We start from the raw sequence: 25,561 nt of genomic DNA, 5'->3' as shown, positions 1-25,561 counted from the left end.
AAAACGCGATTTTCTGCGGGTTTTGTATCGCTGTGTATCTACACGCGGCGTGGATACACAACGAGTGATTCTCGTCCTTTCCTGACACAGACGCGATACCTCGAGGGCCTCAAATAGGCTCCATCGAGGCACACACAGACCGCCTCGGCTCAAACCCACTGAAGCCTTGAGGACACCACCATGATCAACAAATCCGTAGTCGCCGCTTGCCTGTTCGCCGCGCTGAACATCTGCACCCTGTCGGCCCACGCCGAAGCTGACGTCAGCCGGCAAACCTACACCTACGGCACCCATCTGGATATCAAGAAAGTGCTGTCGATGACTGAGGACACCTCGGTGACTTGTGGCATCACCGAGGCGCGCATGACCTACCTCGATTCTGCCGGCAAAACCCACGAGCTCGATTACAGCAAATTCGCTGAAGGCTGCAACAACCAGAACTGAGCCATCCCTACTTTTTCTGCAAGGAGTTTTGCCATGAACAACGTCTCGCGCTTTTTGACTGCCGCAGCCTTCGCTTTCACCGGCGCCGTCGCCCACGCCAACAGTGCCGTAGAGCAGAGCAGTTGCGCCAGCAGCACCTGCTTCCAGCTGACCACAGTGGCGAAGGAGGGCAGTGATGCACTGATCGCCGCTGACGGCTTCAGCCGCACGCCGCAAGGTCAGATGGTTGCTGCTGATGGGTCGAGCCGCACGCCGCAGGGCCAGATGGTTGCTGCTGATGGTTCCAGCCGTACACCTCAGGGCCAACTGGTCGCGGAAAACGGTGCCAGTCGCACGCCCCAGGGGCAATGGCTGGATGGCCAGAGCGCATGAGCCACGGCGTTAACAAAACAGGCTAGCGAGGGGGGTGTTTCTCCTCGCTGTCCGGTTGCGTGTCCAGCCCCCATTTCAAGGTGACCACTTATGTACCTCATCGCATTTCTCGGCGGTCTGCTGACCATCCTCAGTCCCTGCATCTTGCCGGTGGTGCCGTTTCTGTTCGCTGGCGCCAACCGCACACGCTCCTCAATCCTGCTGACCCTCGGCGGCATGGCGCTCACCTTCGCGCTGATCGCAAGCCTCGCCGTGGTCAGCAGCGAGTGGGTGATTCAGGCCAGCAACACCAGCCGCCACATTGCTCTGTTGGTGATGGCGCTGTTCGCCCTGTCACTGATCTCGGCCCGCGTCGGCGACTGGCTGACCCGCCCTTTTGTCGCGCTGGGCAACCGTCTCGATCAGGACACACGTAAACGTGCAGGACCGATGGGCTCGATCATGCTCGGTGTCGCCACCGGTCTGCTGTGGGCGCCGTGTGCCGGGCCGATCCTCGGCGTGATTCTCACCGGCGCGATGCTGCAAGGCGCAAATGCCCAGACCAGCCTGTTGCTGCTGGCTTACGGCGCCGGCAGCGCCTTGTCCTTGGGTACGCTGATTTTCGCCGGGCGCGGGTTGGTCAATCGGCTGAAACCGTCGATCCCGTTCAGCGGCTGGTTGCGCCGTGGTGCCGGGGTTGCGGTGCTCGCTACGGTCGCGGTGATTGCGACGGGCGCGGACAAATCCCTGCTCGCCAATACCTCGTCCGAAGGCGTGGCCAGCGTGGAGAAAAACGTCCTGGAAAACGTGCCGAAAGTGGTCGACTACTTTGTCAGCAAAGTCCGCGCCGACTCGATGATGGACGAAGCTCAGGGCCCGATGCCGTCGCTGGCCGGCGCTGTGCAATGGCTCAATTCACCAGAGCTGAGCGCCGAATCCCTGCGCGGCAAAGTGGTGTTGGTGGACTTCTGGACCTACGACTGCATCAACTGCCAGCACACCCTGCCGTACGTCAAAGCGTGGGCGAAGAAATACGCGAAGGATGGACTGGTGGTCATCGGCGTACACACCCCCGAATACGGCTATGAGCGCATCATCGACAACGTCACGGATCAGGTGAAAAAACTCGGCATCACCTACCCGGTGGCCATCGACAACGACTACGCGATCTGGCGCAACTTCGACAACCAATACTGGCCGGCGCATTACCTGATCGACGCCAAGGGCCAGGTGCGCTACAGCCACTTCGGCGAAGGTCGCTATGAGGCGCAGGAACACATGATCAAGCAGTTGCTGGAAGAGGCCAAGGCACCGGCCGCCTGATCAAAACAACGCAATGGCTCAAAGGTCGCGGACCATGAGCCATTGCGTTTTGTCCCACGCTTGAAAATGCTGCAGAACCTGCCAGCCGCGTCTGTTGTAGTAGTCGTGTTTGTCCTGCGTGTGCAGATACAGGCGCGCCACTCCTCGTTTTTTCGCCTCTTCGCATATCCCTTCAATCAACCGCTCGGCCAGGCCTTGACCACGCGCCTGGGGATCAACGAATACGCAGGCCAGCCAAGGGCCGAGATCGGCTCGATCAGCGAGGTCATCGCGCGCCAGTGCTGCGCCGCCGAGCAGCCGTTCACCGTCGATGGCAATCAGGCACGACCAGTCGCCATTGCTTTGGCCTTCGGCAAATTCCCGCTGCCATTGAGCCAAGGGTTGGTCGACATACTCGTAATGAAATTGATGATGAATCCATGCCGCGTAGCGATCGCTGTGCTGCATGTGTGCGGCGAGCCAGTCGAGTTGAAGTGACATCGGTCGAGTCCTTTCCTGAGGCGAGCCGGCATCAGAAACCAATCCAGCGGCGGTGGCAATGCGCAAGGTGTATCAGGCGCTTGACAGATCCCCGCCGCTCATCGGCAAAGTGCCCGGTTTACGGGGTTGCCGGACGATTGACAGGGACGCCGGGCAGCCCCGGCGCGATAGTGAGCAAGCACGGGCCGCGTCGACGCCTGTGCATTCTCTCTGCCACGGAGCTCGCTGTCATGAGTACCCCGATTGATCTCACTGCCCTGAAGGAACGTCAGAAAGTCGCTTGGGCCAGTGGCGACTACGCCGTGATCGGCACCACGTTGCAAATCGTCGGCGAAAGCCTCGCCGAGGCTTGCGATCTGCGCTGCGATGAGGAAGTGCTGGATGTCGCCGCCGGTAACGGCAACGCAACTCTGGCGGCGGCGCGGCGCGGTTGTGTGGTGACCTCGACCGATTATGTGGCGGCTTTGCTGGAGCGTGGCCAGGACCGCGCCCGGGCCGAGCATCTGGAGGTGATTTTTCAGGTGGCCGATGCCGAGGCACTGCCTTTTCCCGATGAAAGCTACGACGCCGTACTGTCCACTTTCGGCGTGATGTTTGCACCCGATCAGGTGACCGCAGCGACTGAGTTGGGGCGAGTCTGTCGTCGTGGCGGACGGATCGGTATGGCCAACTGGACGCCGGAGGGCTTTGTCGGCCAGATGTTCAAAATTCTCGGCCAGCATCTGCCCCCGCCCGCAGTTGCTCAACCTCCATCGAACTGGGGCTCGGATGCGTGGCTGCACAAACATTTCGATGATCGCGATTTTGTCGTGCGCGTGACGCGCAGCCATTTCAACTTCCGCTACCGGTCGGCGGCGCATTTCATTGACATCTTTCGGCACTGGTATGGGCCTGTGCACAAGGCATTTGCGGTGTTGTCGCCCGAGGCCGGGCAGGCGCTGGAGAATGATTTGACAGAGTTGCTCAACCGATCGAATCGGGCGGGAGAGCAATCGCTGGTGGTGCCGAGTGAGTATCTGGAGGTGGTGATTACCAAGCGCTGATGTTCGATTCGTCAGTATGACAATCGAATGTGCAAGTGGGCTTGCTCGCGAATGCGGTGCATCAGGCGGTGTGTGTTGACTGACACACCGCATTCGCGGGCAAGCCCGCTCCCACAGGACCTGCATTTCAGTCCGGATTCCTATTTCATCTGAGGCCGGTCAAACCACTCCAGCGCCGTGCGCCAGATGCAGATCCCCAAAAAGTAAGCCGACATCAGCAGCCACAAACCCATCACCAACGGATTGATCACCGGGTGATTGAGCACCAGCGACAAGCTGCACAACAGCCAGATCGCCGTCACCGCAATATTGATCGGCATGAAGCGGCGCACGCGGAACGGGTGCAGGAACTTCATCCGCGTCACCGTCAGCAATGCCAGACCGATCACGGTGAGAAAGGTAATCCACGGCCCCGGGCCGATGATGTACAGACACAACGCAACCACGTTCCAGGCTGCCGGGAAGCCGACAAAGTAGTTGTCCTTGCTCTTCATGTTGACGTTGCAGAAGCAGAACAGCGACGACACCAGAATCACCGACACCGTCAGCAGCAGGGTGTAATCGGGCAGGGGAATGTAGCGGTAGATAAACAATGCCGGGATGAATACATAGGTCAGGTAATCGATGACCAGATCGAGGATCGAACCGTCGAAACTCGGCAACACCGATTGCACATTGACCTTGCGCGCCAGAGCGCCGTCGAGGCCGTCGACGATCAGCGCCACGCCCAGCCACATCAGGCAATGGATTGGCTGGTTTTCCAGCAGGGCGAGGGTGGCAAGGAAGGCTGTGACCACGCCGGTCGCGGTAAAACCATGGGCGCCCCATGCTTTGAGCCTGGCGATGTGTACGGTGGATATCACGGGGGCGTTCTCCAGAAAGTGAAGCAAGCCGGGTATCGCCCATCGTCAGAAAGGGCGTCGGCAAACCGGGTCGGGTTGCAGCTATCGACCGGTTTCGCCGGGATAAGGTTCACCACCCTTGAATCTTAGCTCGCCGGCGGAAAATTTCTTGCGCGGCGATCCAGCGGTTATCGGGCGTCAGCCCAACGGTGCTGGCGCTATGGCCGCATCGGTCTATCGTTGCCTGACGCAATAGGGCCGGGCCCTGAGGATGACGTCATGAATACCAGCGATTTGCTCGAACAACTGCTGCGAGGCCAGGCCTCGGCGGGACAACAACGTGGTGCTTCGGCTGGCGGCGGGCTGGGCGGATTACTCGGTGGCCTGCTGGGTGGTGGCAGTCAGACCGGGGCGGGCGAGGCTGCTTCGGGTGGCCTCGGCGGCCTGGGTGGTCTACTCGGTGGCCTGCTCGGCGGTGGTGGCTTGGGAAGCGCCCTCGGTGGTGGTAGCCGAAGCCGTTCTGGCGGCACCAATTACGCCGCACTCGCTTCGCTGGGCATGATGGCCTACCAGGCGTATCAAGCCTGGCAACGCAGTCAGGCCAGCAAGGCACCGCAAAAACTGCCACAAACCGCCGACCTGCTCGCCGGCCCGCAAATCGAAACCCACAGCCACGCGGTGCTGCGCGCCTTGATCGCCGCCGCCAAGGCTGACGGGCGTATAGACGATGCAGAAAAGCATCTGATCAGTAGCGAAATCGGCAAACACACCGCCGATCCGCAATTGCAACAATGGCTCGACGCCGAAGTTGCCAAACCGCTGGATGCCGGTGACGTCGCGCAATCGGCTAATGGCGATCCGGCTGTAGCCGCCGAAATGTATCTGGCCAGCATCATGCTGGTCGACGATCAACAGGCCGCCGAACGCAGCTATCTGGATGAACTCGCTGCAGCGTTACGCATCGATCCGGATCTGCAGGTGCATCTGGAACAGCAGGCCAAAGGGCAAGCCTGAATCAACAGCAAAAGATCGCAGCCTTCGGCAGCTCCTACCTTTGAAATACGGTTCACCTGTAGGAGCTGCCGAAGGCTGCGATCCTTTGATCTTCAGAGCCATAATGGCGTCTCACAAAGGGTAGTCCCCAAGGCGTCTCACCAGACCGGCTCGCACGGGATTCTTGACTACGTAGAGCGCAGCGGCTTTGAGGTCTTCATCTCGTCTCAAGGCACGATCGTAATACCCTCGCTGCCATAATTGTCCTTGGCGACCATGTTGTCGATTGTATGCCTGGCAACTTCGTGATTTAACGCGACACATCAAATCTGCAAGCGAGCCCTCATTAAGTTCAATTAGCCAATAATGCAGATGGTCTGGCATTACGACCCAAGCCAGAGAGATCGCTAACCCGGATTCACTGCACCTCCTCAACTCGTTGACCACTAATCTCCCGTCGTGCCAATTGGTAAAGACACGCTCACGTTGGTTAACCACAGCGGTCAGTAAATAAACTCTTCCGGTTTCAGAATATCGGCCCGTTCTCAGACGACAGGCTGTTGCAGCAGCAGGCATTCCATTGCCTCCCTTTCAAGACCCTGAAAAAACCTTAGCGTCTGCACCCTATTTAGCCAGCTCATGCAGTTACTCGATGTGTCGCTAAACGCCTCGGCCATTCCATCCGTCCGGGGCTTTTTTACCTCGATTGAATTTTTCCGCTGCCGTATCGCTCTTCTGCATAACAGAACCCGCTTGCCATCGGTGTGCTCATGAACAGGAACCTCGACGATTACAACCGCATGCGTGATTTTTCTGCGACTTCGGAACCGGCTGCGGTCAAGCGCCCGGGCCGTAAGTCGGCCAAGGATCACGCCTTGCAGTTCTGCATCCAGAAGCACGACGCTTCGCACCTGCATTACGACTTTCGCCTGGAACTCGATGGCGCACTGAAGAGCTGGGCGGTGCCGAAGGGGCCGTCGCTGGACCCGAAGGTCAAGCGCCTGGCCATTCATGTCGAGGATCATCCGCTCGATTACGCGACGTTCGAGGGCAGCATTCCAGAGGGGCATTACGGCGCCGGCGATGTGATCGTCTGGGATCGTGGCGTGTGGATTCCATTGGAGGATCCGCACAAGGCCTATGCCAAGGGGCGGCTCAAATTCGAGCTGCAGGGCGAGAAGCTTGGCGGTGTCTGGAATCTGGTGCGCACGCATATGCCGGGCAAGAAGGAACAATGGTTTCTGATCAAGCACCAGGACAACGCCGCGCGTCCGCAGGATGACTTCGACGTGCTGGTGGCCGAGCCCGACAGCGTGCTCAGCGAGCGCACGATCGTCGGTAAATCTACGCCTGCCGTCGATAAGGCCAAACCGGTAAAAAAGGCCCCTGCCAAGGCGCGCAAGCAGGCGTCCGGGCAGCTCACCGGTGCGCGCAAGGCCAAGCTGCCGGCGCTGATAAAGCCGGAACTGGCGACGCTGGTCGACAGCGCACCCGACGGGCAGTGGAGTTACGAGATCAAGTTCGACGGCTATCGGATCATGGCGCGGATCGATCACGATGAGGTTCAGCTGTTTACCCGCAATGGCCATGACTGGACGCACAAACTGCCGCAGCAGGCCAAGGCGCTGGCGGCGCTGGGCCTTGAGTCTGCGTGGCTGGACGGCGAGATGGTGGTGGCCAACGAGCAGGGCGTTCCGGATTTTCAGGCGCTGCAAAATGCCTTCGACGCCGGGCGCAGCGGCAACATCGTTTATTACCTGTTCGACGTTCCATATCTGAACGGCGTCGACTTGCGCGACGTGCCGGTGGAAGAGCGACGCGCGGCGCTGAGCACCATCCTTGGCGCACAGAAAGACTCTTCACCGCTGCGCTTCTCCGAAGCCTTCGAAGAAACACCGGACGCGCTGCTCAACAGTGCTTGCCAGATGCAGATGGAAGGGCTGATCGGCAAGCGCCTTGGCTCGCCCTATGTGTCGCGGCGCAGCGGCGACTGGATCAAGCTCAAGTGCAAACATCGCCAGGAATTCGTCATCGTCGGCTATACCGATCCGAAAGGCGCGCGCAGTGCCTTCGGCGCTTTGCTGCTTGGCCTGCACGACCGTGACAGCGGCGAGTTGCGCTACGCCGGCAAGGTTGGCACCGGGTTCAACGAAACCACGTTGAAAAGCATCCTTGCCCAGCTCAAACCGTTACAGACCAAAAGCGCGGCGGTGGTCAATCCGCCCAGTGGTTTCGAGGCCAAAGGCGTGCACTGGCTCAAGCCCAGACTGCTGGCGGAAGTGGCATTCGCCGAGATGACCAAGGACGGCTCGGTGCGCCACGCCGTCTTCCATGGTCTGCGCGATGACAAACCGGCCAGGGACATTACAGAGGAGCGAGCGAAGCCTGTGAAAGCTGCCAAGTCGGAAAAAACCGAGAAGACCGAAAAAACCAAAACCGCTGGCAAGCAACCGGCGAAGAAAACCGCTGCCAGCAAAGCCGAAACCGCACCGTCGCAATCAGGACTGGCCGGCGGCAAGGTGCGCATCACTCACCCGGATCGGGTGATCGACGCAGTCAGCGGCACAACCAAAATGCAACTGGCGCAGTATTACGCCAGCGTCGCCGAATACATTCTGCCGCAACTCAAGGATCGCCCCGTGGCGCTGGTGCGTGCACCGGACGGCATTGCCGGCGAACTGTTCTTCCAGAAGAACGCCGATCGCCTGGCCATCCCCGGGATCACTGCACTGGACAAGGACGTGACCGGCCAGCCAGTGATGATGATCAACAATCCCGAAGCGCTGGTCGGCGCAGTGCAGATGAGCACCGTCGAGCTGCACACCTGGAACGCCACGAAGGTGGATCTGGACAAGCCTGATCGCTTTGTCCTCGACCTTGACCCGGATCCGGCGTTGCCGTGGAAAAGCATGGTGGAAGCCACCGCACTGACTCTCACCGTGCTCGATGAACTGGGCCTCAAAGCCTTTTTGAAAACCAGCGGCGGCAAGGGTATTCACCTGGTGGTGCCGTTGACGCGCAAGCACGGCTGGGACGAGGTGAAGGACTTCAGCCACGCCATCGTCAGCCATATGGCCAAGTTGCTGCCGGATCGTATTTCCGCGGTGTCCGGCCCGAAAAACCGCGTTGGCCGCATCTTCATCGATTACCTGCGCAATGGCCTCGGCGCCACCACCATTTGCGCCTACGCCGCACGCGCTCGTGAAGGCATGCCGGTCTCCGTGCCGCTGTACCGTGAAGAGGTCGCTGAAATCAAGGGCGGTAATCACTGGAACATTTACAACGTTCATGAACGTTTGACCGAAGTCGGCGACGAGCCTTGGGCAGACATGAAGAAAACCCGTCAGACGATCACTGCCGAGATGCGCAAACGGGTCGGCATGAAAAAGTGATCAGGTGTCGCGCAGCAAGTCGTGGGCGTTGAGCAGTTCGAAGGCGATTTGCGGATGGTTTTCCAGTCCTTTGCGGATCGCCGCCGGGATCGCCGCTCGTGTCTTGCGACACAAGCCCGGCAGTTCGTCGATCTGAATGGCAATGCCGCGCATGGTGCGCACTTCATTGAAGCCCGGGGCAACGTTGACGCGAATGCCTAGCTGTTCATACATGCGTTGCTGCAGCCGTTTGAGGTCGTCGAGGTCTTTGAGCTGTTCCAGGCGCGCCAAGAGGATTTTCTCCTCGGCGCGAGTCAGACGCAGGATGCGCAGATCGGCGCCGGGCGTTTCCAGCAACGGATCGCGCCCGCAGATGCAGGCGCCGGGTGGGCAGGGTGAGCGCAAGGGCACGTTCGTCGTCATGGCCTCCATCATAGAGGCCGGCGAACATATTTGCCTATGCGCACTCAGCGGCCGTCCATCGGCCGCTGCTTCCCGCGTGACTACTGATGCACGCCTTCGTATTGCACCAGAATGGCGTTGGCCAGGTCTTCATCGCTGGCATTCAGACCTGGGTTGGCCTGACGCACCTGTTGCAGTACCGACTCAAGATAAACCCCACGAATGGCGCCGCCGCTGGCGACAAACGCCGACACGTCGTCACGGGCCGGAATGACCATTTTGTCATCCTTGAAGGTCGAGTACAGCGACGCGGAGACACCCGCCGAAGTGGCGACATCACCCGCATCGACGCGGGCCAGCGCCGAACCAACCGGCAGGCAAAGCATAAGAGACGAAATCAGGACTAACTTGCGCATGACGTGTTCCTCCACAAGCGCGAAGCAAAAAGAGAAGGGACTACATAACCTCAGAGGTAAACGGCGCACCGGAGTTCCGTAGCGGCGAAAACGCAGCGGTAAGGAACCGGGTAAAACGGCCCAGGTCTACCGCATGCCTGTATTGCCGAGAAGCGAACCATGCTCGTCAGAGTCAGCCCCACTGTTGCCCGCCCCGCAGATCCGCGAATCGAAGCCGCATTGCTCGGCGGATTTGTCCTGTTGGCCTTTGCCCTCGGCATCGCCCCGCGCAGCCGCGTCGACTGGTTGCTGGAGAATGTTCTGGCACTGGCGCTGGTGTTGGCGCTGCTGTTGGCGCATCGGCGTTTTCGTCTGTCGACACTGTCGCTGGGGATGATTTTCGCCTTCCTGTGCGTTCATGAAGTCGGCGCCCATTACACATATTCCCGCGTGCCATACGACCAGTGGAGCACGCTGCTGACCGGCGTCAGCGTCAACCAAGTCTTCGGTCTGGAACGTAATCACTATGACCGGCTGGTGCACCTGAGCTATGGGTTGCTGCTGGTCTGGCCGATGCGTGAAGTGCTGCTGCGCCTGACCCCGTTGCGTGGCGCTTGGCTGGCGCTGATGACGTTGAATGTGGTGCTGGCGACGTCGGCGGTGTACGAGTTGATCGAGTGGATTGGCGGCGCTTATCTGGGTGACGACACCGGCCAGGCTTTCGTCGGTGCGCAGAATGATCCATGGGATTCACAGAAGGACATGGCCCTGGCGCTGTTCGGCGCCGGGCTGTCCTTGCTGGTGTTGACGCGCTGGCGTCGCACGCCGCGCTGATGGGTCAGATCACCCCGCAGGCCATGCGATCACCGCCACCGCCCAGTGGCTTGGGCATGTCGGAATGGTTATCGCCGCCGGCGTGAATCATCAGAGCGTGGCCCTTGATCTCGGAAAGCTTCTTCAGGCGCGGCGCCAGCACCGGGTAGTTAGCGACACCTTCAGCCGTCACGTACACCGCCGGCAGATCGCCCAGATGCCCATCGGCGTAAGGGCCAAGGTGCTTGCCGGTTTTCGCCGGATCGAAGTGTCCGCCAGCGGCCAGTGCCGCGCCTTTGACGCCATCCTTCATGCCGGCTTCGCAACTGCCGTTTTCATGAACATGGAAACCATGGATGCCGGCCGGCAATGACTTCAGGTCCGGGGTGAACAGCAGACCGTACGGCGTCTCGCTGATAGTCACCGAGCCGATCGCCTGCGGCGCGCCGTCGGCGCTGACCAGATTGATCGTGACTTCCTCCGTTGCTGCCTGTGCGGTGCCAATCGCCAGGGTGCCGAGCAGACCAAACCACAGTGCACGTTTCATAAGCGTTTCCTTGAGCTGCATGAATGTTCGAAAGGCTGGATTGATAGCCTGCCAGGGTTTACCGGCGATGAGGGCGTTATCCAGGCGCTGCAACGTGTGACCGGGCGCGCAGTTGAAAAGTTTTGCCCGATTCAAGTCGCCGCTGACATCAGCCGATACGCTCTTTGTCGGCAGTGCCATGCAAATAGGCTTAACTGAATTCCGACAAGCGCAATTCAGCGTGCCCACGGGAGATTCCACGGTGTCGATCAAACTGCGTTTGGTGCTGCTGATTGCGACCAGCCTGCTGACGGCGCTGATCGTGAGTCTGGTCAGTTACGTCGGCAACCTGCGAATGGCCACGGCGGTCGGCGACAACACGGTGAGCATGAGCGCGCTGCGCAATCACATGGAGGCCGACATGATGCACGACGCCCTGCGCGCCGATGTCTATTCGGCGATGCTGTTCGGCCTGGGCAAAAGCACCGCCACCGCCACAGAAGTGCGCGATTCGCTCACCGAGCACGCCGGGCATTTTCGTGAAGTGCTGAATGACAACCTGAAGCTGCCGATCAACCCGGCATTGCGCACGGCGCTGGAGCAGATCAAGCCGAGCCTCGACACCTATATCAAATCCGCCGAGCAGATCGTCGGCATGGCGCTGGACAACCCCGACGCTGCCCAGCAGCAGCTCGGCACGTTCAACAGCGCGTTCAGCCAGCTCGAAGAACAGATGGCAGCGCTCAGCGAGTTGATTGAAAGCAACACCCGACAAACCAGCGAAGGCACCGAAGCCGCCATTCGCAATGCCAATCTCGCCCTTGGCGTGGTGCTGATCGCCATCCTGTTGTTGCTGCTGGTTCAGGGCCGCTGGGTGATGCGCAGCATCCTCGGGCCGCTGAAGTCTGCCAGCCGCATCGCTGAAAGCATTGCTCATGGCAACCTCAGCGAGCCGATTATCGAGCCCGTCGGCAAGGACGAAGCCAGTGTTTTGATTCGGACATTGGCGACCATGCAGCGCGACCTGCGCAATATGATCGACGTGGTCCGGCGCAACGCCCACGGCGTCAGCGGCATGAGCGAGCAACTGAGCCACGGCTGCCATCAGGTCGCCGACAGTAGCCAGCAGCAGAGCGTCGCCGCCGGGACCATGGCCGCCGCCGCCAGTCAGATGACCGCCAGCATCGAAGAAATCACCCGCCACGCCGAGCGCGCCCTGAGCATGGCCAATCAAGCTGAAACCCTGGCCAAGGAGGGTGGCGGGGTGATTCATCAAGTGGTCAGCGACATGGACGACATCGCCCGCTCGGCGCAGCAGTCGGCGCAGGTGATCCGCACGCTGGACCAGGAATCCGAGGCGATTTTCAACATCATTCAAGTGATCAAGAGCATCGCCGACCAGACCAACCTGCTGGCACTGAACGCCGCGATCGAGGCGGCGCGGGCAGGTGAGCAGGGCCGGGGTTTTGCAGTGGTCGCCGATGAGGTGCGCAGTCTGGCGGCACGCACCAGCGCCTCGACTCAGGAAATTGCTGCGATGGTCGCGCGGATTCAGAGCAGCACGCGCGAAGCAGTAACCAGCATGGAGGCGGGCGTGGCGCAGGTCGACAAGGGCATGGCGGTGACGGCGGAAGTCGAGCGGGCGATTCGCGAAATCCTCGACGCCACGCTGAACACCACGCAACTGGTCAATGACATCACCCGCACGATTGGCGAACAGAGTATGGCCAGTAACGAAATCGCCCATCAGGTGGAGATGATTGCCGGGATGAGCGAGGGCAATAGCCGCGTGATCGGGCAGACGGCGACGACCACGGATGAGTTGTCGGATCTGGCGGGACAGTTGGCGCGGTCGGTGGATCGGTTTCGGTTGTGAGATTCATGTGAGGGTTTTGTGATGCCTGATCTGGCGCTTTCGCGAGCAGGCTCGCTCCCACAAGGTTCGGCAATGTCGGGTCCTTGGTGGGCGCGGGCTTGCTCGCGCAGAGGCCGGCTCGGGCAAATGTGGATCAGGCCAATGTGCCCTTGATCAAAACCTGAACGCCTGCCGCCCGACCAACAGCCATTTCCCGCCCTGTTTCTGCCAGATCTGAAAATTCTCGATCTCGGTCGGAATCACCTCGGTTCCCTTTAATGCCTGCGCAGAAAAATGGTGACGCACCAGCGCGGTATCGCCGGACATTGTGATCGTCTGCTTCTGCATTTCCAGGGTTTTGAACGCACTGCGGCCGGTTTCGATATCGGCGATGAATTCCTGCTTGTCCTGGATCTTGCCGCTGGAGTGGCCGTAGGTCAGGTTCGGTGCGGTGAGAGCGTTCAGTTCGGCGATGTCTTTGTGCAGCATTGCCTGGGTCAGGTGATCGACCGCTTGGGCCACTTCTTTTTCCGCTGGGGCAGGGGCAGCCATGGCGCAAGCGCTGAAGGCGCAGAACAAGCCGATAATGAGGCGAAATTTGATCATGTTGTTTCCTTGTTGTTATTGGATTGGAATAACTGGCGCATTGTTCGTCAGTCATCGTACAACGTAGCAGGTTATTTTCGACGTGAGCAACGAGCCGTTGGCAAATTCGCTGAGATGCGATGCGCATCGCGCAAAAATTTTCGTGGCCAATGCTTTAGCGGGGTCATGTTTGGAGCTTGATGGCCGATAAGTCCCTGAGCGCAAAAAGACTTTCAAGTCGGGAACAGACGCGCGGGTTCGCCCTGACGTGATATTCTCCGCGCCAATTTGCTTTGACCTAATTCGGTTGGCCTGCTTTTTCAGCGGGCCGACGGGATCCCTGTCGCTCAAGCAGCTGAAGCCAATAACGATAAGAAGTCAGTTCAGAAGGGACATTAACTGAGGTCGATGCAACAGGTCGGCCTTGTGTGCCCACCCGTCAATATTGAAGTGTGCCGATTGCGCGACGCCAGCCTGAGCGTCAACACAGCGCAACGCAGACTGATAACAACGACGGGCGGAAGGCGTTTTATCATAGGTGCAACAGATGTTTAAGAAAGTGAACACAGCCTTGCTCGGTCTGGCTTTGGCGATGGGGATGTCGTCTGCCAATGCTGCCGAAGCCAAGAAAGTTGACGTCCTGCTGATCGGCGGCGGCATCATGAGTACCACACTGGGTGTGTGGATCAATGAGCTGGAACCGACCTGGTCGATGGAAATGGTCGAGCGTCTCGATGGCGTCGCCCAGGAAAGCTCCAACGGCTGGAACAACGCGGGTACCGGTCACTCGGCGCTCGCCGAGCTGAATTACACCCCGGAAGACGACAAGGGCAACGTAACGATCCCGAAAGCCGTCGAGATCAACGAAGCGTTCCAGGTTTCCCGTCAATTCTGGGCCTGGCAGGTTCAGCAAGGCGTGCTGAAGAACCCTCGCTCGTTCATCAACACCACACCGCACATGAGCTTCGTGTGGGGTGATGACAACATCAAGTTTCTGAAAAAGCGCTACGAAGCCCTGCAGGCGAGCCCGCTGTTCGCTGGCATGCAGTACTCCGAAGACCCGGCGGTGATCAAGAAGTGGGTACCGCTGATGATGGAAGGGCGTGACCCGAACCAGAAAATCGCGGCCACCTGGAGCCCGCTGGGTACCGACATGAACTTCGGCGAAATCACCCGCCAGTTCGCCGCTCACCTGCAAACCAAACCCAACTTCGATCTGAAACTGTCGAGCGAAGTCGAGGACATCACCAAGAACGCCGACGGCACCTGGCGTGTTAGCTACAAAAACCTCAAAGACGGCAGCAAAACCGAGACCGACGCCAAGTTCGTGTTCATCGGCGCTGGCGGCGGTGCCCTGCACCTGCTGCAGAAGTCGGGCATTCCTGAAGCCAAGGAATACGGTGGCTTCCCGGTGGGTGGTTCGTTCCTCGTCACCGAAAACCCGACGATTGCCGAACAACACCTGGCCAAGGCTTACGGTAAAGCCTCGGTGGGTTCGCCACCGATGTCCGTTCCGCACCTGGACACCCGCGTTCTGGATGGCAAGCGCGTCATTCTGTTTGGCCCGTTCGCAACCTTCAGCACCAAATTCCTCAAGGAAGGTTCGTACTTCGACCTGCTGACCAGCACCACCACCCACAACATCTGGCCAATGACCAAGGTCGGCATCAAGGAATACCCGCTGGTCGAGTACCTGGCCGGTCAACTGATGCTGTCGGATGAAGACCGCATGAACGCGCTGAAGGAATACTTCCCGAACGCCAAGGCTGAAGACTGGCGCCTGTGGCAAGCCGGCCAGCGCGTACAGATCATCAAGCGTGATGAAGCCGCTGGCGGCGTGCTGAAACTGGGGACCGAGATCGTGGCTTCGCAAGACGGTTCGATCGCCGGTCTGCTGGGCGCATCGCCAGGCGCGTCGACTGCTGCACCGATCATGCTGAGCGTGCTGCAGAAAGTCTTCAAAGATAAAGTCGCGACTCCTGAGTGGCAGGCCAAGCTGCACCAGATCGTGCCGAGCTACGGCACCCAGCTCAACAGCGATCCGGCCAAGGTCGCTGCCGAGTGGGCTTACACCGCGAAGATCCTCGAACTGCCGACGCCTCCGGTGATCGGCCAGGTCGTTGCTCCAGCGGCACCTGCGGCTGAAAAAGCTGTAGCGCCGAAAGAAAATGCTGCACGTGACATGGCTCTGTAACCAGAACCCTGACACACCAAACCCACTGAACCGGCGACGGTCAGTGGGTTTTTTATGCCTGGTTGGTAGGAGCTGACGAGTGCAACGAGGCTGCGATCTTTTGACTTTGACGTTTTGAAGATCAAGATCAAGAGATCGCAGCCTCGTTGCACTCGTCAGCTCCTACGCACCGGTAATGGGATTCAGGCTTTTGTGGATGCCAGATAAGCCCCCAAACGACTTCCCATTTCCTCGCCCAATGCCTGCAATCCGCTCAACGGCCGCACCATCACTTCGAACTCGACGATCTTGCCGCTGGCGTCGAAGCGAATCATGTCGATGCCCTTGAGTTCCTTGCTGCCGACCCTGGCGCTGAATTCGAGAATCACATTCAAGCCATCCGCCGTCGCCAACTCGCGGTGATAAGCAAAATCTTCAAACACCTCGAACACGGTGTTGAGGATCATCGCCACTACCGGCGCGCCGGGGTAGGGCGTGTGAGCCATGGGCGAGCGGAATACAGCATGCGCATCGAGCAGTTCGGGAAGCGCTTTGAGCTTGCCGCTGCGGATCATTTCGTGCCAGCGCTTCAGGGACGCGGCGACGTTGGGCTGCAAGGTGAGGTCGGGCATGGTCACTCCGGTTGTTATTGTTGTCAGTGGGCAATGACTTTAGATCAACCGGGCCGAAAGTGGATCCTCACGCCTCAGGCTGAATACCGGTATATGCCCGAAGCGGATCAGATGCGCATCTGATCCGTATATTTCTGTTTCATCTGCCTCTGTATTCAGTACAGCCTCAGCCTCACAATGCCCCGGCAGTGCGGACATACATCCTCCGACCTCATTCCGAAGCGTCCGGTGCACCGCACACTCAGCATCAAGGAGCGCAACATGTACAAGATGGCGATTTTCCTCGGCGGCTTTCTGACCTTGACCATCCTGATTGGCGTACTGGCGACGATCTCTCCCGTCTGATTCGCACGCAGCTTTTTCGAACTCTGCCGTTCTCCTGCTTTCAGTTGCAGAACAGGGCCAGCACGTGCCCGCCACTGAATGTTTGAGGAGCGAAACATGCGTACTACAACCTCGCAGGGACGTTGGGTTCCCATCGGTTTCATGGTCGCTGTGCTGACCGGTTGCGCGATGAGCAACACCGATTCGCCGGTGCAGACTCCCGGTCACGCCAAGGCTTCCGACACAGAGATGCTCGAAGTCGGCGCGCAATGGTTGCAGGACAAACCGCCGATCCGCGCATTGAACATGTACCTGGATGGTTTCCATTTTTACAACGGCCATCCCGGCGCGCAGATGGAAGCACACCACTACTGCTCGGCGCTCAACGAGGAAGTTTTCCAGTGTGTGATCTACGACGGCAACAGCGCTGAAGCGAAGTTGATGGGCGTGGAGTACATCATCAGCCAGCGTCTGTTCACGCAATTGCCTGCGAAGGAAAAAGCCTTGTGGCACAGCCACGCCCACGAAGTGACGTCCGGCCAGTTGATCGCGCCCGGCATTCCGCAAGTGGCAGAAACGCGATTGATGGAGAAGCTCGCCAATACCTACGGCAAGACCTGGCACACCTGGCACACCGATCAGGACAAGCAACTGCCGCTGGGCGTGCCGCAGCTGATGATGGGCTTCACTGCTGACGGCCAAGCGGATGCGCAAATGGTCCGCCAGCGCGACCAGCGTCTTGGCATCGATAGCGCCGAAAAGAAAAAGGCCCGCGCCGACATCAAACCCGCGCCTGTCGCACCAGGGGCTGATGCGTGGCAGAAGGGCAATGCCGTGCAGCTCACCGACCCGACCGGGCATCAGCACGTCATGCCGCGCCCGGCCACGCCTGGGGATGAAAATGCCCGGAGCAGCAGTCAGCCATAGTCATATGCGCTAACCGATGTGGGAGCGAGTCTGTTTGCGAAGGCAGTGTGTCAGATACAGATTTTTGACCTGACCCGCCGCTTTCGTGAGCAAGCCCACTCCCACAGGTTTTTCGGCTGCACCCGGATCCCCGCCAACCCACAAATCTCCTGTAGGAGCGGGCTTGCTCGCGAAGGCAGTGTGTCAGATACAGATTTTTGACCTGACCCGCCGCTTTCGTGAGCAAGCCCACTCCCACAGGTATTTCGGCTGCACCCAGATCCCCGCCAACCCACAAATCTCCTGTGGGAGCGGGCTTGTTTGCGAAGGCAGTGTGTCAGATACAGATTTTTGACCTGACCCGCCGCTTTCGTGAGCAAGCCCACTCCCACAGGTTTTTCGGCTGCACCCAGATTCCGCCAACCCACAAATCTCCTGTGGGAGCGGGCTTGCTCGCGAAGGCAGTGTGTCAGATACAGATTTTTGACCTGACCCGCCGCTTTCGTGAGCAAGCCCACTCCCACAGGTATTTCGGCTGCACCCGGATCCCCGCCAACCCACAAATCTCCTGTGGGAGCGGGCTTGCTCGCGAAGGCAGTGTGTCAGATACAGATTTTTGACCTGACCCGCCGCTTTCGTGAGCAAGCCCACTCCCACAAGTTTTTCGGCTGCACCCGGATCCCCGGCAACCCACAAATCTCCTGTGGGAGCGGGCTTGCTCGCGAAGGCGGCCGCGTGATCGCTACATCCCTCAGCGATGCAACACATCCTTTATCCACCGCAGATATTCCTCACGCTCGGATATCGAGTTATGCCCCGAGTCCGGCACCACCTTCAGCGTCGCCACGCCCGCAGGAAAACTCTCGAACAGCCGCTGCGTGCTGCTGCGTCCAATCACTTCGTCATGACTCGCCGCCAATAACAGCGTCGGCACGCGAAGGTGCGCCGCGTATTTGCCCGATTCGAATCGATCCTTGAGCAACCATTTCACCGGCACCCAAGGGTATTGCCGGGCGGCGATTTCTTCGAGACTGTTGAACGGCGTCACCAGGATCAGCTTGTGCACCGGCCGCTGACTGGCCAGGCGCACCGCCACGCCCGAGCCGAGGCTGCGCCCGATCACCGCAATCTGTGGATGGCTGGCGTAGACCTGATCGAACAACGCCAGCGCATCTTCGGCAATCGCGGCCTCCGAAGGCGAGCCGGTGCTGCCACCAAAGCCCCGGTAATGCATGAAATACAGCGCATAGTCAGGAAACGCGTCAGTGAACTCCGGCAGATTGCGCGAGACGTCCTCGGCATTGCCGCCAAAATAGATCAGCGCCCGTGATCCGCTGCGTTCTCGCGCAGTCACCCACACGTCAGCGTCCGGCATCGACAGTTTCAATCGCGAATCTGCTGAAACCACCGCGGCAGGCTGGGGAAACCAAATCAGCGAACGCTGAAACACGAACAGCGCGGCGCACAGCACCAGGTACACGGCAATGATGAAAACGACGAGTGACATCAGGGTTCGGGACATTCGGCTACTTTTAACGGAGTGAGGAGGTGGCTGTGGCAGTGTAGTTCAGCGACTGCGCCTGCCAGCCTGCGCACACACCATGCAACAGATCCGCGCAGCAGGAGGATCCGCATGCGCCACACTGAAGGTTATACCCGTCGCCGCTTGCTGACCCTGGCTGCCGAGGCTGCGGTGGTGTTGACGATTGATCGGGCGTTGGCCAGCGGCACACCGCCGGCCATCACTGCGCCACACGCGGCAGGAGACCAGACCATGCAGACCCGCGCCATCCCTTCCAGCTCCGAGTCGCTGCCCATGGTCGGGTTGGGCACCTATCGCGGTTTCGACGCTGCACCGGGCGACCCGGTTTACCGACAATTACCCGCCGTACTCGAAGCGCTGTTCAGGAAGGGCGGCACGCTGATCGACAGCTCACCGATGTACGGCCGCGCCGAGCAGACCACCGGTGAACTGTTGTCGATCCACGAACCGCGATCGCCGGCCTTTCTCGCCACCAAGGTATGGACTCGCGGACGCGAGGAGGGCATCGCGCAGATGGAGGAGTCGTTCAGCCTGCTGCAGACAGAGCGCATCGACCTGATGCAGATTCACAACCTGCTCGACTGGCAAACCCACCTGCCGACACTGCGCGAATGGCGAGAGCAGGGGCGGATTCGCTACATCGGCATCACTCATTACACCTCGTCGGCGTATGACGAGGTCGAAGCGGTGCTGAAAGCCGAGCAGCTCGATTTCCTGCAGATCAACTACGCCCTCGATGACCGCGGCGTGGAAAAGCGCATCCTGCCTCTGTGCCGTGAACGCGGTGTGGCAGTGATCTGTAATCGACCTTTTGGCGGCGGCGACCTGCTCAACAGGCTCAAGGGCAAGCCACTGCCGGCCTGGGTCTCGGATGTGCAGGTCCACAGTTGGCCGCAACTGGCACTGAAATTTCTCCTGGCACATCCGGCGGTGACTTGCGTGATTCCGGGGACGAGCAATCCGCGCTACATGGCTGAGAACGCCGGAGCCGGATTTGGGCCGATGCTGACCGATGCGCAGCGGCATCAGCTGATTGCGTTGCTGGGCTGAACCGGATCAACCGCGATAGCGCAACGCTTCCAGCAACAACGCAAACGCCGGCGCTGCCTGGCGTCGGCTCGGGTAGTACAGGTGATAACCGGAAAACTTCGGGCACCAATCGGCCAGCACCTGGACCAGGCGGCCGTCGGCCAGAAAGGGCGCAGCAACGTTTTCCGGAATGTAACTCAGACCAAAACCGTCCAGCGCGGCGTCGAGCAACGGGTACACGCCGCTCAGCGTGACTTGTCCGCAGACGCGAACCTTCAGGCTTTCTCCCTCCTTTTCGAATTCCCACGCATACAGTCCACCATTAGTGGGCAGGCGCAGGTTATTGCAGGCATGGTTGGTCAGATCGCGCGGGGTCTGCGGCGTACCGCGCCGGGCAAAATAAGCGGGCGACCCGACTACGACCATGCGCATGTCCGGGCCGATGCGCGTGGCGATCATCCCTTGTGCCACGTCCTCGCCCAGACGCACCCCGGCATCGAAGCCCTGACCGGCGATGTCGACGAAACCGTAATCACAGCAGACTTCGACGGCGACATCCGGGTACTGCGGCAGGAACGCTTGCAACACCGGGCGCAGGATCCAGTTCAACGAGTGGTCAGTGGCACTGATGCGAATCTTCCCGGCCGGGGTCTCGCGCAGGCTGCTCAGGGCGGCCAGTTCGATCTCGATTTCCTCGAAGCGCGGACCGATGGTTTGCAGCAGATGTTCGCCGGCCTCGGTCGGCGAAACGCTGCGCGTGGTGCGGGTCAGCAGGCGCAGACCGAGCCGTGCCTCGAGGCTGCGAATGGTGTGGCTGAGCGCCGACTGCGACACACCGAGCTTGGCGGCGGCCTTGGTGAAACTGCGTTCACGGGCAACGGCGAGGAAGGCGAGCAGGTCGGTGGCATTTTCTCGAAGCATTGATGATTGTCCTGCATAAGTTTTTTTGGATTCTAGTCGATTATCCAAAGAGTGCTGACCGCTACAGTGAGCCATTATTTATCCGGAGGAACCGCCATGAACCCGATTGCTGCTTCCGCACTGGCCCTGTCGCTGCTGACTGGCGAGGTGCAGGCCACCGAAAAACCGCGTGTCACCGTTACGCCGAATGGCTCCCAGCCCTCGGCCAAGGGGCCGGCTGAGTGGTTCACCGGCACGGTGCGAGTGGATGCCCCGTTCAAGGGCACCGACGAGGGGCGCGTCAGTGGCGCCACCGTAACGTTCGAGCCGGGCGCGAGAACGGCATGGCATACCCATCCGCTGGGGCAGACATTGATCGTGACTTCGGGAGCTGGGTTCGTACAGGAATGGGGCCAGCCGGTTCGTGAAATCCGTCCGGGCGATACCGTGTGGATAGCCCCGGGCGCCAAGCATTGGCACGGCGCGGCGCCGACGACGGCGATGAGTCACATCGCGATTGCGGAAGTGCTGGATGGCAAGGTCGTGGACTGGATGGAGCAGGTCAGTGATGAGCAATATCCGCGCTAAGCAAAACACCCTGTAGGAGCTGTCGAGTGCAACGAGGCTGCGATCTTTTGATCTTGCTTTGGAGATCAAGAGATCGCAGCCTGCGGCAGCTCCTACAGGAGTGTTTTTACGTCGACGTTTCTTCAGATCATCTCGGGCAACGAATCAAGAATCTTGTCCAGCGTAATCGGATACTCACGCACTCTCGCGCCGGTAGCGTTGTAGATTGCATTCGCCACCGCCGCACTCACGCCGCAAATCCCCAATTCACCCACGCCTTTGGCCTTCATTGGCGATGAGATCGGGTCAGTTTCTTCGAGGAAGATCACTTCCTGATGCGGAATGTCGGCGTGCACCGGCACTTCGTATCCAGCCAGGTCATGGTTGACGAAAAAGCCCAGACGCTTGTCCACCGCCAGCTCTTCCATCAATGCCGCGCCGACGCCCATGGTCATCGCGCCGATGACCTGACTGCGCGCCGACGTCGGGTTGAGAATTCGCCCGGCAGCGCACACCGCGAGCATGCGCCGCACCCGGACTTCGCCGGTGGCGGCATCGACGGCCACTTCGACGAAGTGCGCGCCAAACGTTGATTGTTGATACTTCTCGGCCAGATCGCCGAATTCGATGCTGTCCTCGCCAACCAGCGCGCCGCCTTCAGCGGCATTGCGCAGCGGCAGGCTCTTGTTGCCGACGCGCACCTGACCATCGACAAACTCGGCCTGATCCGCCGCCAGCCCGAGCTTGGCGGCGACCGCTTCGCGCAGTTTCACGCACGCAGCGTAGACCCCGGCGGTCGAGCAGTTGCCGCCGAACTGGCCACCAGAACCGGCCGACACCGGGAAGTCCGAATCGCCCAGACGCACCACCACATCATCCAGGCCGACGCCCATCATCTCCGCAGCCGTCTGGGCGATGATCGTATAGCTGCCAGTGCCGATGTCGGTCATGTCGGTTTCGACGATCACCTTGCCGTCGCGCTCCAGGCGTACACGGGCGCCGGACTTGACCAGCAGGTTGTTGCGAAACGCCGCCGCGACGCCCATGCCGATCAGCCAACGACCTTCACGGCGGGTGCCCGGCTGCGCGTTGCGCTGATCCCAGCCAAATTTCTCGGCGCCGAGCTGTAGACATTTGACCAGTTGACGCTGAGAGAACGGCCGCTCGGTTTTTACCGGATCGACCTGAGTGTCATTGACGATGCGGAACAGCACCGGGTCCATTTTCAGCTGTTCGGCCATTTCGTCCATGGCGATTTCCAGCACCATCAGGCCCGGCGCTTCGCCCGGTGCGCGCATGGCGTTGCCTTCGGGCAGATCGAGCGGGGCCAACCGCATGCTGACGCGGCGATTTTCTGCGGCGTACAACAATTGACTGGGTTGCGCGGCCAATTCGACCTTGCCGTCGGCGAGGTTGCCCGACCAGCCCTCGTGGGCGATGGCGGTCAGCTTGCCATCGGGCGTGGCGCCCATGCGGATGCGCTGAATCGTTGCCGGGCGGTGGGTGGTGTTGTTAGCCATTTGCGGGCGGGCGAGGGCGACTTTTACCGGCCGACCCGCCATGCGCGCACCGAGGGCCGCGAGGATCACATCAGCGCGAATGAACAGTTTGCCGCCGAAACCGCCGCCGATGTACGGCGAGACCAGGCGAACGTTCTCCTTCGGCAGGCCAAGGGTTTTTGCAATGTCGCCGACACTCCAGGCGACCATCTGATTCGACGTCCACACGGTCAGTTGGTCGCCTTTCCACGCAGCCAGTGTCGCGTGCGGTTCCATCATCGCGTGGGACTGATCCGGGGTGGTGTAGGTCTGGTCGAACTGCACCGGTGCGGCGGCCAATGCCTTGTCGAAATCACCGTGATTGACGTCGGGCAGCTCGTCTTTCGGCTCGACGCCGAGGTCTTTGACGCTGGCCAGATCGAACTTGCCCTCGAGGGTTTCGTAATCGACCTTGACCAACTGCGCGGCAGCGCGGGCCTGTTCGAAGGTCTCGGCAACCACCAATGCGACGGCTTGCTGGTAATGCTGAACCTCGGGACCGGCGAGCAGATGCGCGGCGTTGTAATCACCTTTATCGAGTTTGCCGGCGTTCTCGGCAGTGACGATCGCCAACACACCGGGGGCAGCTTTGGCCTCGCCCAGATGGATGGCTTTGATTCGTCCTTTGGCGATTGCCGAATCAACCATGAAACCGTAGGCCTGATTGGCCGCCGCTTCATGTTGCTCGTAGGCATAGGTCGCCTGGCCGCTGGTTTTCAACGGGCCTTCGATGCGCTCGGTAGGCTGGCCAACGACCTTCAGACGATCGATGGGGTTGGTGGTGGCGGGCGTGTCGAATTTCATGCGGTTTCCCTCGCTTGCGCCAACACCGAGGCCAGCGTGCGCTCGACCAGTGTCAGTTTGAATTGGTTGTCATCGGTAGGTGTCGCGCCTTCGAGCAGGCGTTCGCTGACCGCTTTGGCGCCCTTGGGCAGCAGCGCTTCTGCGGCTTCGACCCGCCACGGTTTCGGCGCAATGCCGCCGACGGCAACGCGGCCGGTGCCATCCTTTTGCAAGATCAAACCGACCGAAACCAGCGCGAAGGCGTAAGACGAGCGATCGCGAACCTTGTGATAAATGTGCGTGCCGCCGACTGGCGCGGGCAGGGTCACGGCGGTGATGAATTCACCGGGCGTGAGACTGGTTTCGATGTGCGGCGTGTTGCCCGGCAATTGATGGAAATCCGCCATGGCGATGCTGCGCTTGCTGCCGTCAGGTTTGACCGTTTCGATCTGCGCATCCAGCGCGCGCATGGCAATGGCCATGTCGCTCGGGTGGGTGGCGATGCAAGCGTCGCTGACGCCGATGATCCCCAACTGCCGAGTAACGCCGCCGATCGCTGAGCAGCCGCTGCCCGGATTGCGTTTGTTGCAGGCCTGGTGGGTGTCGTAAAAGTACGGGCAGCGGGTGCGTTGCAGCAGGTTGCCGGCGGTGGTCGCCATGTTGCGCAGCTGCCCGGAAGCCCCTGCAAGCAAGGCGCGGGAGAGCAGGGCGTAGTCCTTGCGTACGCGGGCGTCAGCGGCCAGATCGGTGTTGCGCACCAGCGCGCCGATGCGCAACCCACCTTCGGGCGTGGCTTCGATCTGGTCCAGGCCCAAGTGGTTGACGTCGATCAGGTGCACTGGGGTTTCGATGTCGAGTTTCATCAGGTCGAGCAGGTTGGTGCCGCCGGCGATGAACTTGGCGCCTTCGACTTGCGCAGCCTGGGAAGCGGCTGCGGCAGGCGAGTCGGCGCGGCTGTAATTGAAGGCTCTCATGCCGGCACCTCCGCGACTTCAGTGATGGCTTCGATGATGTTCGAGTAAGCGCCGCAGCGGCAGATATTGCCGCTCATGCGTTCCTGCAGTTCGGCGGCGATCAGTTTGGGCGCCTCAGTCAGGCTCGGGCTGACGTGGCTGGGAATGCCATCGCGAATTTCCTTGAGCACAGCGACCGCCGAGCAGATTTGCCCCGGCGTGCAATAGCCGCATTGGTAGCCGTCGTGCTTGATGAACGCGGCCTGCATAGGGTGCAGCTTGTCGGGCATGCCGAGGCCTTCGATGGTGGTGACTTCGCTGCCTTCGTGCATCACCGCCAGGGTAAGGCAGGAGTTGATCCGCCGACCGTCGGCGATCACCGTGCACGCGCCGCACTGGCCGTGGTCGCAGCCTTTTTTGGTGCCGGTCAGGTGCAGGTGTTCGCGCAGGGCGTCGAGCAGGGTGGTGCGGGTGTCGACTTCGAGGGTTTGCGGTTTGCCGTTCACTTGCAGGGTAACTTGACTCATGGCCGGTTGCTCCAGACTGGCCGCGTAGGCCTTGAGGCTGATAAAGGGGGGCATGGCGAACGCCGTCGCGGTTACGGCGCCGAGGATCATGAAGTTGCGTCGGGAAATCGGCATGGTTCGATTCCTTGTCTCTCATCGGGCGGCAGGATTGCAAAGGGCCCAAACGGGCGCGCCGGCATGCATGCCAGTCTCGTAAAAGGAGTGACCGCCGAAGAGGGGAAAAGGTTTTGTCGGATTTGCGCTAAAGAGTTATGTGCTCAGCT

Annotated in this window: 25 protein-coding genes and 1 pseudogene; 13 read left to right on the top strand and 13 right to left on the bottom strand. The window is 60.3% G+C overall.

The annotated features are described in order from the left end of the window. Nucleotides 1-180: 180 nt before the first annotated feature. From ACP7D9_RS10675 to ACP7D9_RS10665, 3 genes are all read left to right on the top strand, one after another. Nucleotides 181-444: a DUF2790 domain-containing protein gene (locus tag ACP7D9_RS10675; RefSeq protein WP_426157268.1), complete on the top strand. Its 264-nt coding sequence runs from the start codon at nt 181-183 to the stop codon at nt 442-444. Nucleotides 445-477: 33 nt separating this feature from the next. Further along, on the top strand, nt 478-816 hold the full coding sequence (locus ACP7D9_RS10670; RefSeq protein WP_426157266.1) for a hypothetical protein: 339 nt from the start codon (nt 478-480) through the stop codon (nt 814-816). Between the two features lie 90 nt (nt 817-906). Beyond that, entirely contained in the window at nt 907-2,118 is a 1,212-nt protein-coding gene (locus ACP7D9_RS10665; protein WP_426157264.1) for a cytochrome c biogenesis protein DipZ, read from the top strand. A gap of 18 nt (nt 2,119-2,136) precedes the next feature. Here ACP7D9_RS10665 and ACP7D9_RS10660 read toward each other — a convergent pair whose 3' ends face one another. Further along, the gene (locus ACP7D9_RS10660; protein ID WP_101162652.1) at nt 2,137-2,598 is read right to left on the bottom strand and encodes a GNAT family N-acetyltransferase; all 462 of its coding nucleotides are present in this window, start codon (nt 2,596-2,598) and stop codon (nt 2,137-2,139) included. Between the two features lie 230 nt (nt 2,599-2,828). Here ACP7D9_RS10660 and ACP7D9_RS10655 point away from each other — a divergent pair, with 230 nt between their 5' ends. Further along, nucleotides 2,829-3,641 carry a class I SAM-dependent methyltransferase gene (locus tag ACP7D9_RS10655; protein WP_426157262.1) on the top strand — a complete coding sequence of 271 codons (813 nt, stop codon included), beginning with the start codon at nt 2,829-2,831 and terminating at the stop codon, nt 3,639-3,641. Nucleotides 3,642-3,781: 140 nt separating this feature from the next. On the opposite strand, the gene pcsA is transcribed toward ACP7D9_RS10655, so the two are convergent. Further along, nucleotides 3,782-4,504 carry a phosphatidylcholine synthase gene (gene pcsA / locus ACP7D9_RS10650; protein ID WP_101162650.1) on the bottom strand — a complete coding sequence of 241 codons (723 nt, stop codon included), beginning with the start codon at nt 4,502-4,504 and terminating at the stop codon, nt 3,782-3,784. A gap of 258 nt (nt 4,505-4,762) precedes the next feature. Here pcsA and ACP7D9_RS10645 point away from each other — a divergent pair, with 258 nt between their 5' ends. Further along, nucleotides 4,763-5,497 (top strand): tellurite resistance TerB family protein, encoded by a 735-nt coding sequence (locus ACP7D9_RS10645; protein WP_426157260.1) that lies wholly within the window; start codon nt 4,763-4,765, stop codon nt 5,495-5,497. A gap of 111 nt (nt 5,498-5,608) precedes the next feature. On the opposite strand, the gene ACP7D9_RS10640 is transcribed toward ACP7D9_RS10645, so the two are convergent. Beyond that, nucleotides 5,609-6,052 (bottom strand): REP-associated tyrosine transposase, encoded by a 444-nt coding sequence (locus ACP7D9_RS10640; protein ID WP_426157258.1) that lies wholly within the window; start codon nt 6,050-6,052, stop codon nt 5,609-5,611. A gap of 194 nt (nt 6,053-6,246) precedes the next feature. Between ACP7D9_RS10640 and ligD the strand changes: the two genes are divergently transcribed. Then, nucleotides 6,247-8,868 (top strand): DNA ligase D, encoded by a 2,622-nt coding sequence (gene ligD / locus ACP7D9_RS10635; RefSeq protein ID WP_426157256.1) that lies wholly within the window; start codon nt 6,247-6,249, stop codon nt 8,866-8,868. Here ligD and ACP7D9_RS10630 read toward each other — a convergent pair whose 3' ends face one another. Further along, complete coding sequence (locus ACP7D9_RS10630) at nt 8,869-9,270, bottom strand: hypothetical protein (RefSeq protein ID WP_426157254.1); 402 nt, start codon at nt 9,268-9,270, stop codon at nt 8,869-8,871. A gap of 80 nt (nt 9,271-9,350) precedes the next feature. Next, the gene (locus ACP7D9_RS10625; protein WP_039762352.1) at nt 9,351-9,665 is read right to left on the bottom strand and encodes a DUF2388 domain-containing protein; all 315 of its coding nucleotides are present in this window, start codon (nt 9,663-9,665) and stop codon (nt 9,351-9,353) included. Between the two features lie 159 nt (nt 9,666-9,824). On the opposite strand from ACP7D9_RS10625, the gene ACP7D9_RS10620 reads away from it, so the two are divergent. Next, entirely contained in the window at nt 9,825-10,478 is a 654-nt protein-coding gene (locus tag ACP7D9_RS10620) for a DUF2238 domain-containing protein (RefSeq protein ID WP_101162644.1), read from the top strand. Nucleotides 10,479-10,482: 4 nt separating this feature from the next. On the opposite strand, the gene sodC is transcribed toward ACP7D9_RS10620, so the two are convergent. After that, entirely contained in the window at nt 10,483-11,004 is a 522-nt protein-coding gene (gene sodC, locus ACP7D9_RS10615; protein WP_426157251.1) for a superoxide dismutase [Cu-Zn] SodC, read from the bottom strand. Between the two features lie 178 nt (nt 11,005-11,182). On the opposite strand from sodC, the pseudogene ACP7D9_RS10610 reads away from it, so the two are divergent. Together ACP7D9_RS10610 and ACP7D9_RS10605 are read left to right on the top strand one after the other, a co-directional pair. Continuing rightward, nucleotides 11,183-12,001, top strand: a pseudogene (locus ACP7D9_RS10610) (MCP four helix bundle domain-containing protein); the annotation flags it as partial. Next, complete coding sequence (locus ACP7D9_RS10605) at nt 11,996-12,859, top strand: methyl-accepting chemotaxis protein (protein ID WP_371918404.1); 864 nt, start codon at nt 11,996-11,998, stop codon at nt 12,857-12,859. The pseudogene ACP7D9_RS10610 and the gene ACP7D9_RS10605, both read left to right, overlap by 6 nt. A gap of 153 nt (nt 12,860-13,012) precedes the next feature. Here ACP7D9_RS10605 and ACP7D9_RS10600 read toward each other — a convergent pair whose 3' ends face one another. Further along, complete coding sequence (locus ACP7D9_RS10600) at nt 13,013-13,444, bottom strand: nuclear transport factor 2 family protein (protein WP_426157249.1); 432 nt, start codon at nt 13,442-13,444, stop codon at nt 13,013-13,015. A gap of 526 nt (nt 13,445-13,970) precedes the next feature. Between ACP7D9_RS10600 and mqo the strand changes: the two genes are divergently transcribed. Then, complete coding sequence (gene mqo / locus ACP7D9_RS10595) at nt 13,971-15,617, top strand: malate dehydrogenase (quinone) (protein WP_101162641.1); 1,647 nt, start codon at nt 13,971-13,973, stop codon at nt 15,615-15,617. 182 nt (nt 15,618-15,799) lie between these two features. On the opposite strand, the gene ACP7D9_RS10590 is transcribed toward mqo, so the two are convergent. Next, entirely contained in the window at nt 15,800-16,228 is a 429-nt protein-coding gene (locus ACP7D9_RS10590; protein ID WP_426157247.1) for a nuclear transport factor 2 family protein, read from the bottom strand. Nucleotides 16,229-16,669: 441 nt separating this feature from the next. On the opposite strand from ACP7D9_RS10590, the gene ACP7D9_RS10585 reads away from it, so the two are divergent. Beyond that, a complete protein-coding gene (locus tag ACP7D9_RS10585; protein WP_426157245.1) occupies nt 16,670-17,479 on the top strand; it encodes an OBAP family protein in 810 nt (269 codons plus the stop codon). A gap of 730 nt (nt 17,480-18,209) precedes the next feature. Here the strand turns inward: ACP7D9_RS10585 and ACP7D9_RS10580 are convergent. After that, nucleotides 18,210-18,980 carry an alpha/beta hydrolase gene (locus tag ACP7D9_RS10580; protein ID WP_426157243.1) on the bottom strand — a complete coding sequence of 257 codons (771 nt, stop codon included), beginning with the start codon at nt 18,978-18,980 and terminating at the stop codon, nt 18,210-18,212. A gap of 111 nt (nt 18,981-19,091) precedes the next feature. On the opposite strand from ACP7D9_RS10580, the gene ACP7D9_RS10575 reads away from it, so the two are divergent. Then, nucleotides 19,092-20,051 (top strand): aldo/keto reductase, encoded by a 960-nt coding sequence (locus ACP7D9_RS10575; RefSeq protein ID WP_426157241.1) that lies wholly within the window; start codon nt 19,092-19,094, stop codon nt 20,049-20,051. Between the two features lie 6 nt (nt 20,052-20,057). Here ACP7D9_RS10575 and ACP7D9_RS10570 read toward each other — a convergent pair whose 3' ends face one another. Next, complete coding sequence (locus tag ACP7D9_RS10570; RefSeq protein WP_426157239.1) at nt 20,058-20,951, bottom strand: LysR family transcriptional regulator; 894 nt, start codon at nt 20,949-20,951, stop codon at nt 20,058-20,060. Between the two features lie 96 nt (nt 20,952-21,047). On the opposite strand from ACP7D9_RS10570, the gene ACP7D9_RS10565 reads away from it, so the two are divergent. Continuing rightward, nucleotides 21,048-21,518 (top strand): (R)-mandelonitrile lyase, encoded by a 471-nt coding sequence (locus ACP7D9_RS10565; protein WP_101162636.1) that lies wholly within the window; start codon nt 21,048-21,050, stop codon nt 21,516-21,518. A 122-nt stretch (nt 21,519-21,640) separates the two neighbouring features. Here ACP7D9_RS10565 and paoC read toward each other — a convergent pair whose 3' ends face one another. From paoC to paoA, 3 genes are read right to left on the bottom strand one after another with little or no spacing between them, the layout of a single operon-like run. Beyond that, nucleotides 21,641-23,839, bottom strand: coding sequence for an aldehyde oxidoreductase molybdenum-binding subunit PaoC (gene paoC / locus ACP7D9_RS10560; protein WP_426157237.1), 2,199 nt, complete (start codon nt 23,837-23,839; stop codon nt 21,641-21,643). Then, nucleotides 23,836-24,792, bottom strand: coding sequence for an FAD binding domain-containing protein (locus ACP7D9_RS10555; protein ID WP_313002996.1), 957 nt, complete (start codon nt 24,790-24,792; stop codon nt 23,836-23,838). Before ACP7D9_RS10555 ends, paoC begins: the two co-directional genes overlap by 4 nt. Further along, nucleotides 24,789-25,412 (bottom strand): aldehyde dehydrogenase iron-sulfur subunit PaoA, encoded by a 624-nt coding sequence (gene paoA / locus ACP7D9_RS10550; RefSeq protein WP_101162633.1) that lies wholly within the window; start codon nt 25,410-25,412, stop codon nt 24,789-24,791. Before paoA ends, ACP7D9_RS10555 begins: the two co-directional genes overlap by 4 nt. Between the last annotated feature and the right edge of the window lie 149 nt (nt 25,413-25,561).

It is taken from the genome of Pseudomonas sp. TSRC2-2 (genome assembly GCF_049897785.1).
GTDB lineage: Bacteria > Pseudomonadota > Gammaproteobacteria > Pseudomonadales > Pseudomonadaceae > Aquipseudomonas.
Note: the sequence above shows the minus strand (reverse complement) of the source record. Positions and strands in the feature narration are given on the sequence as shown.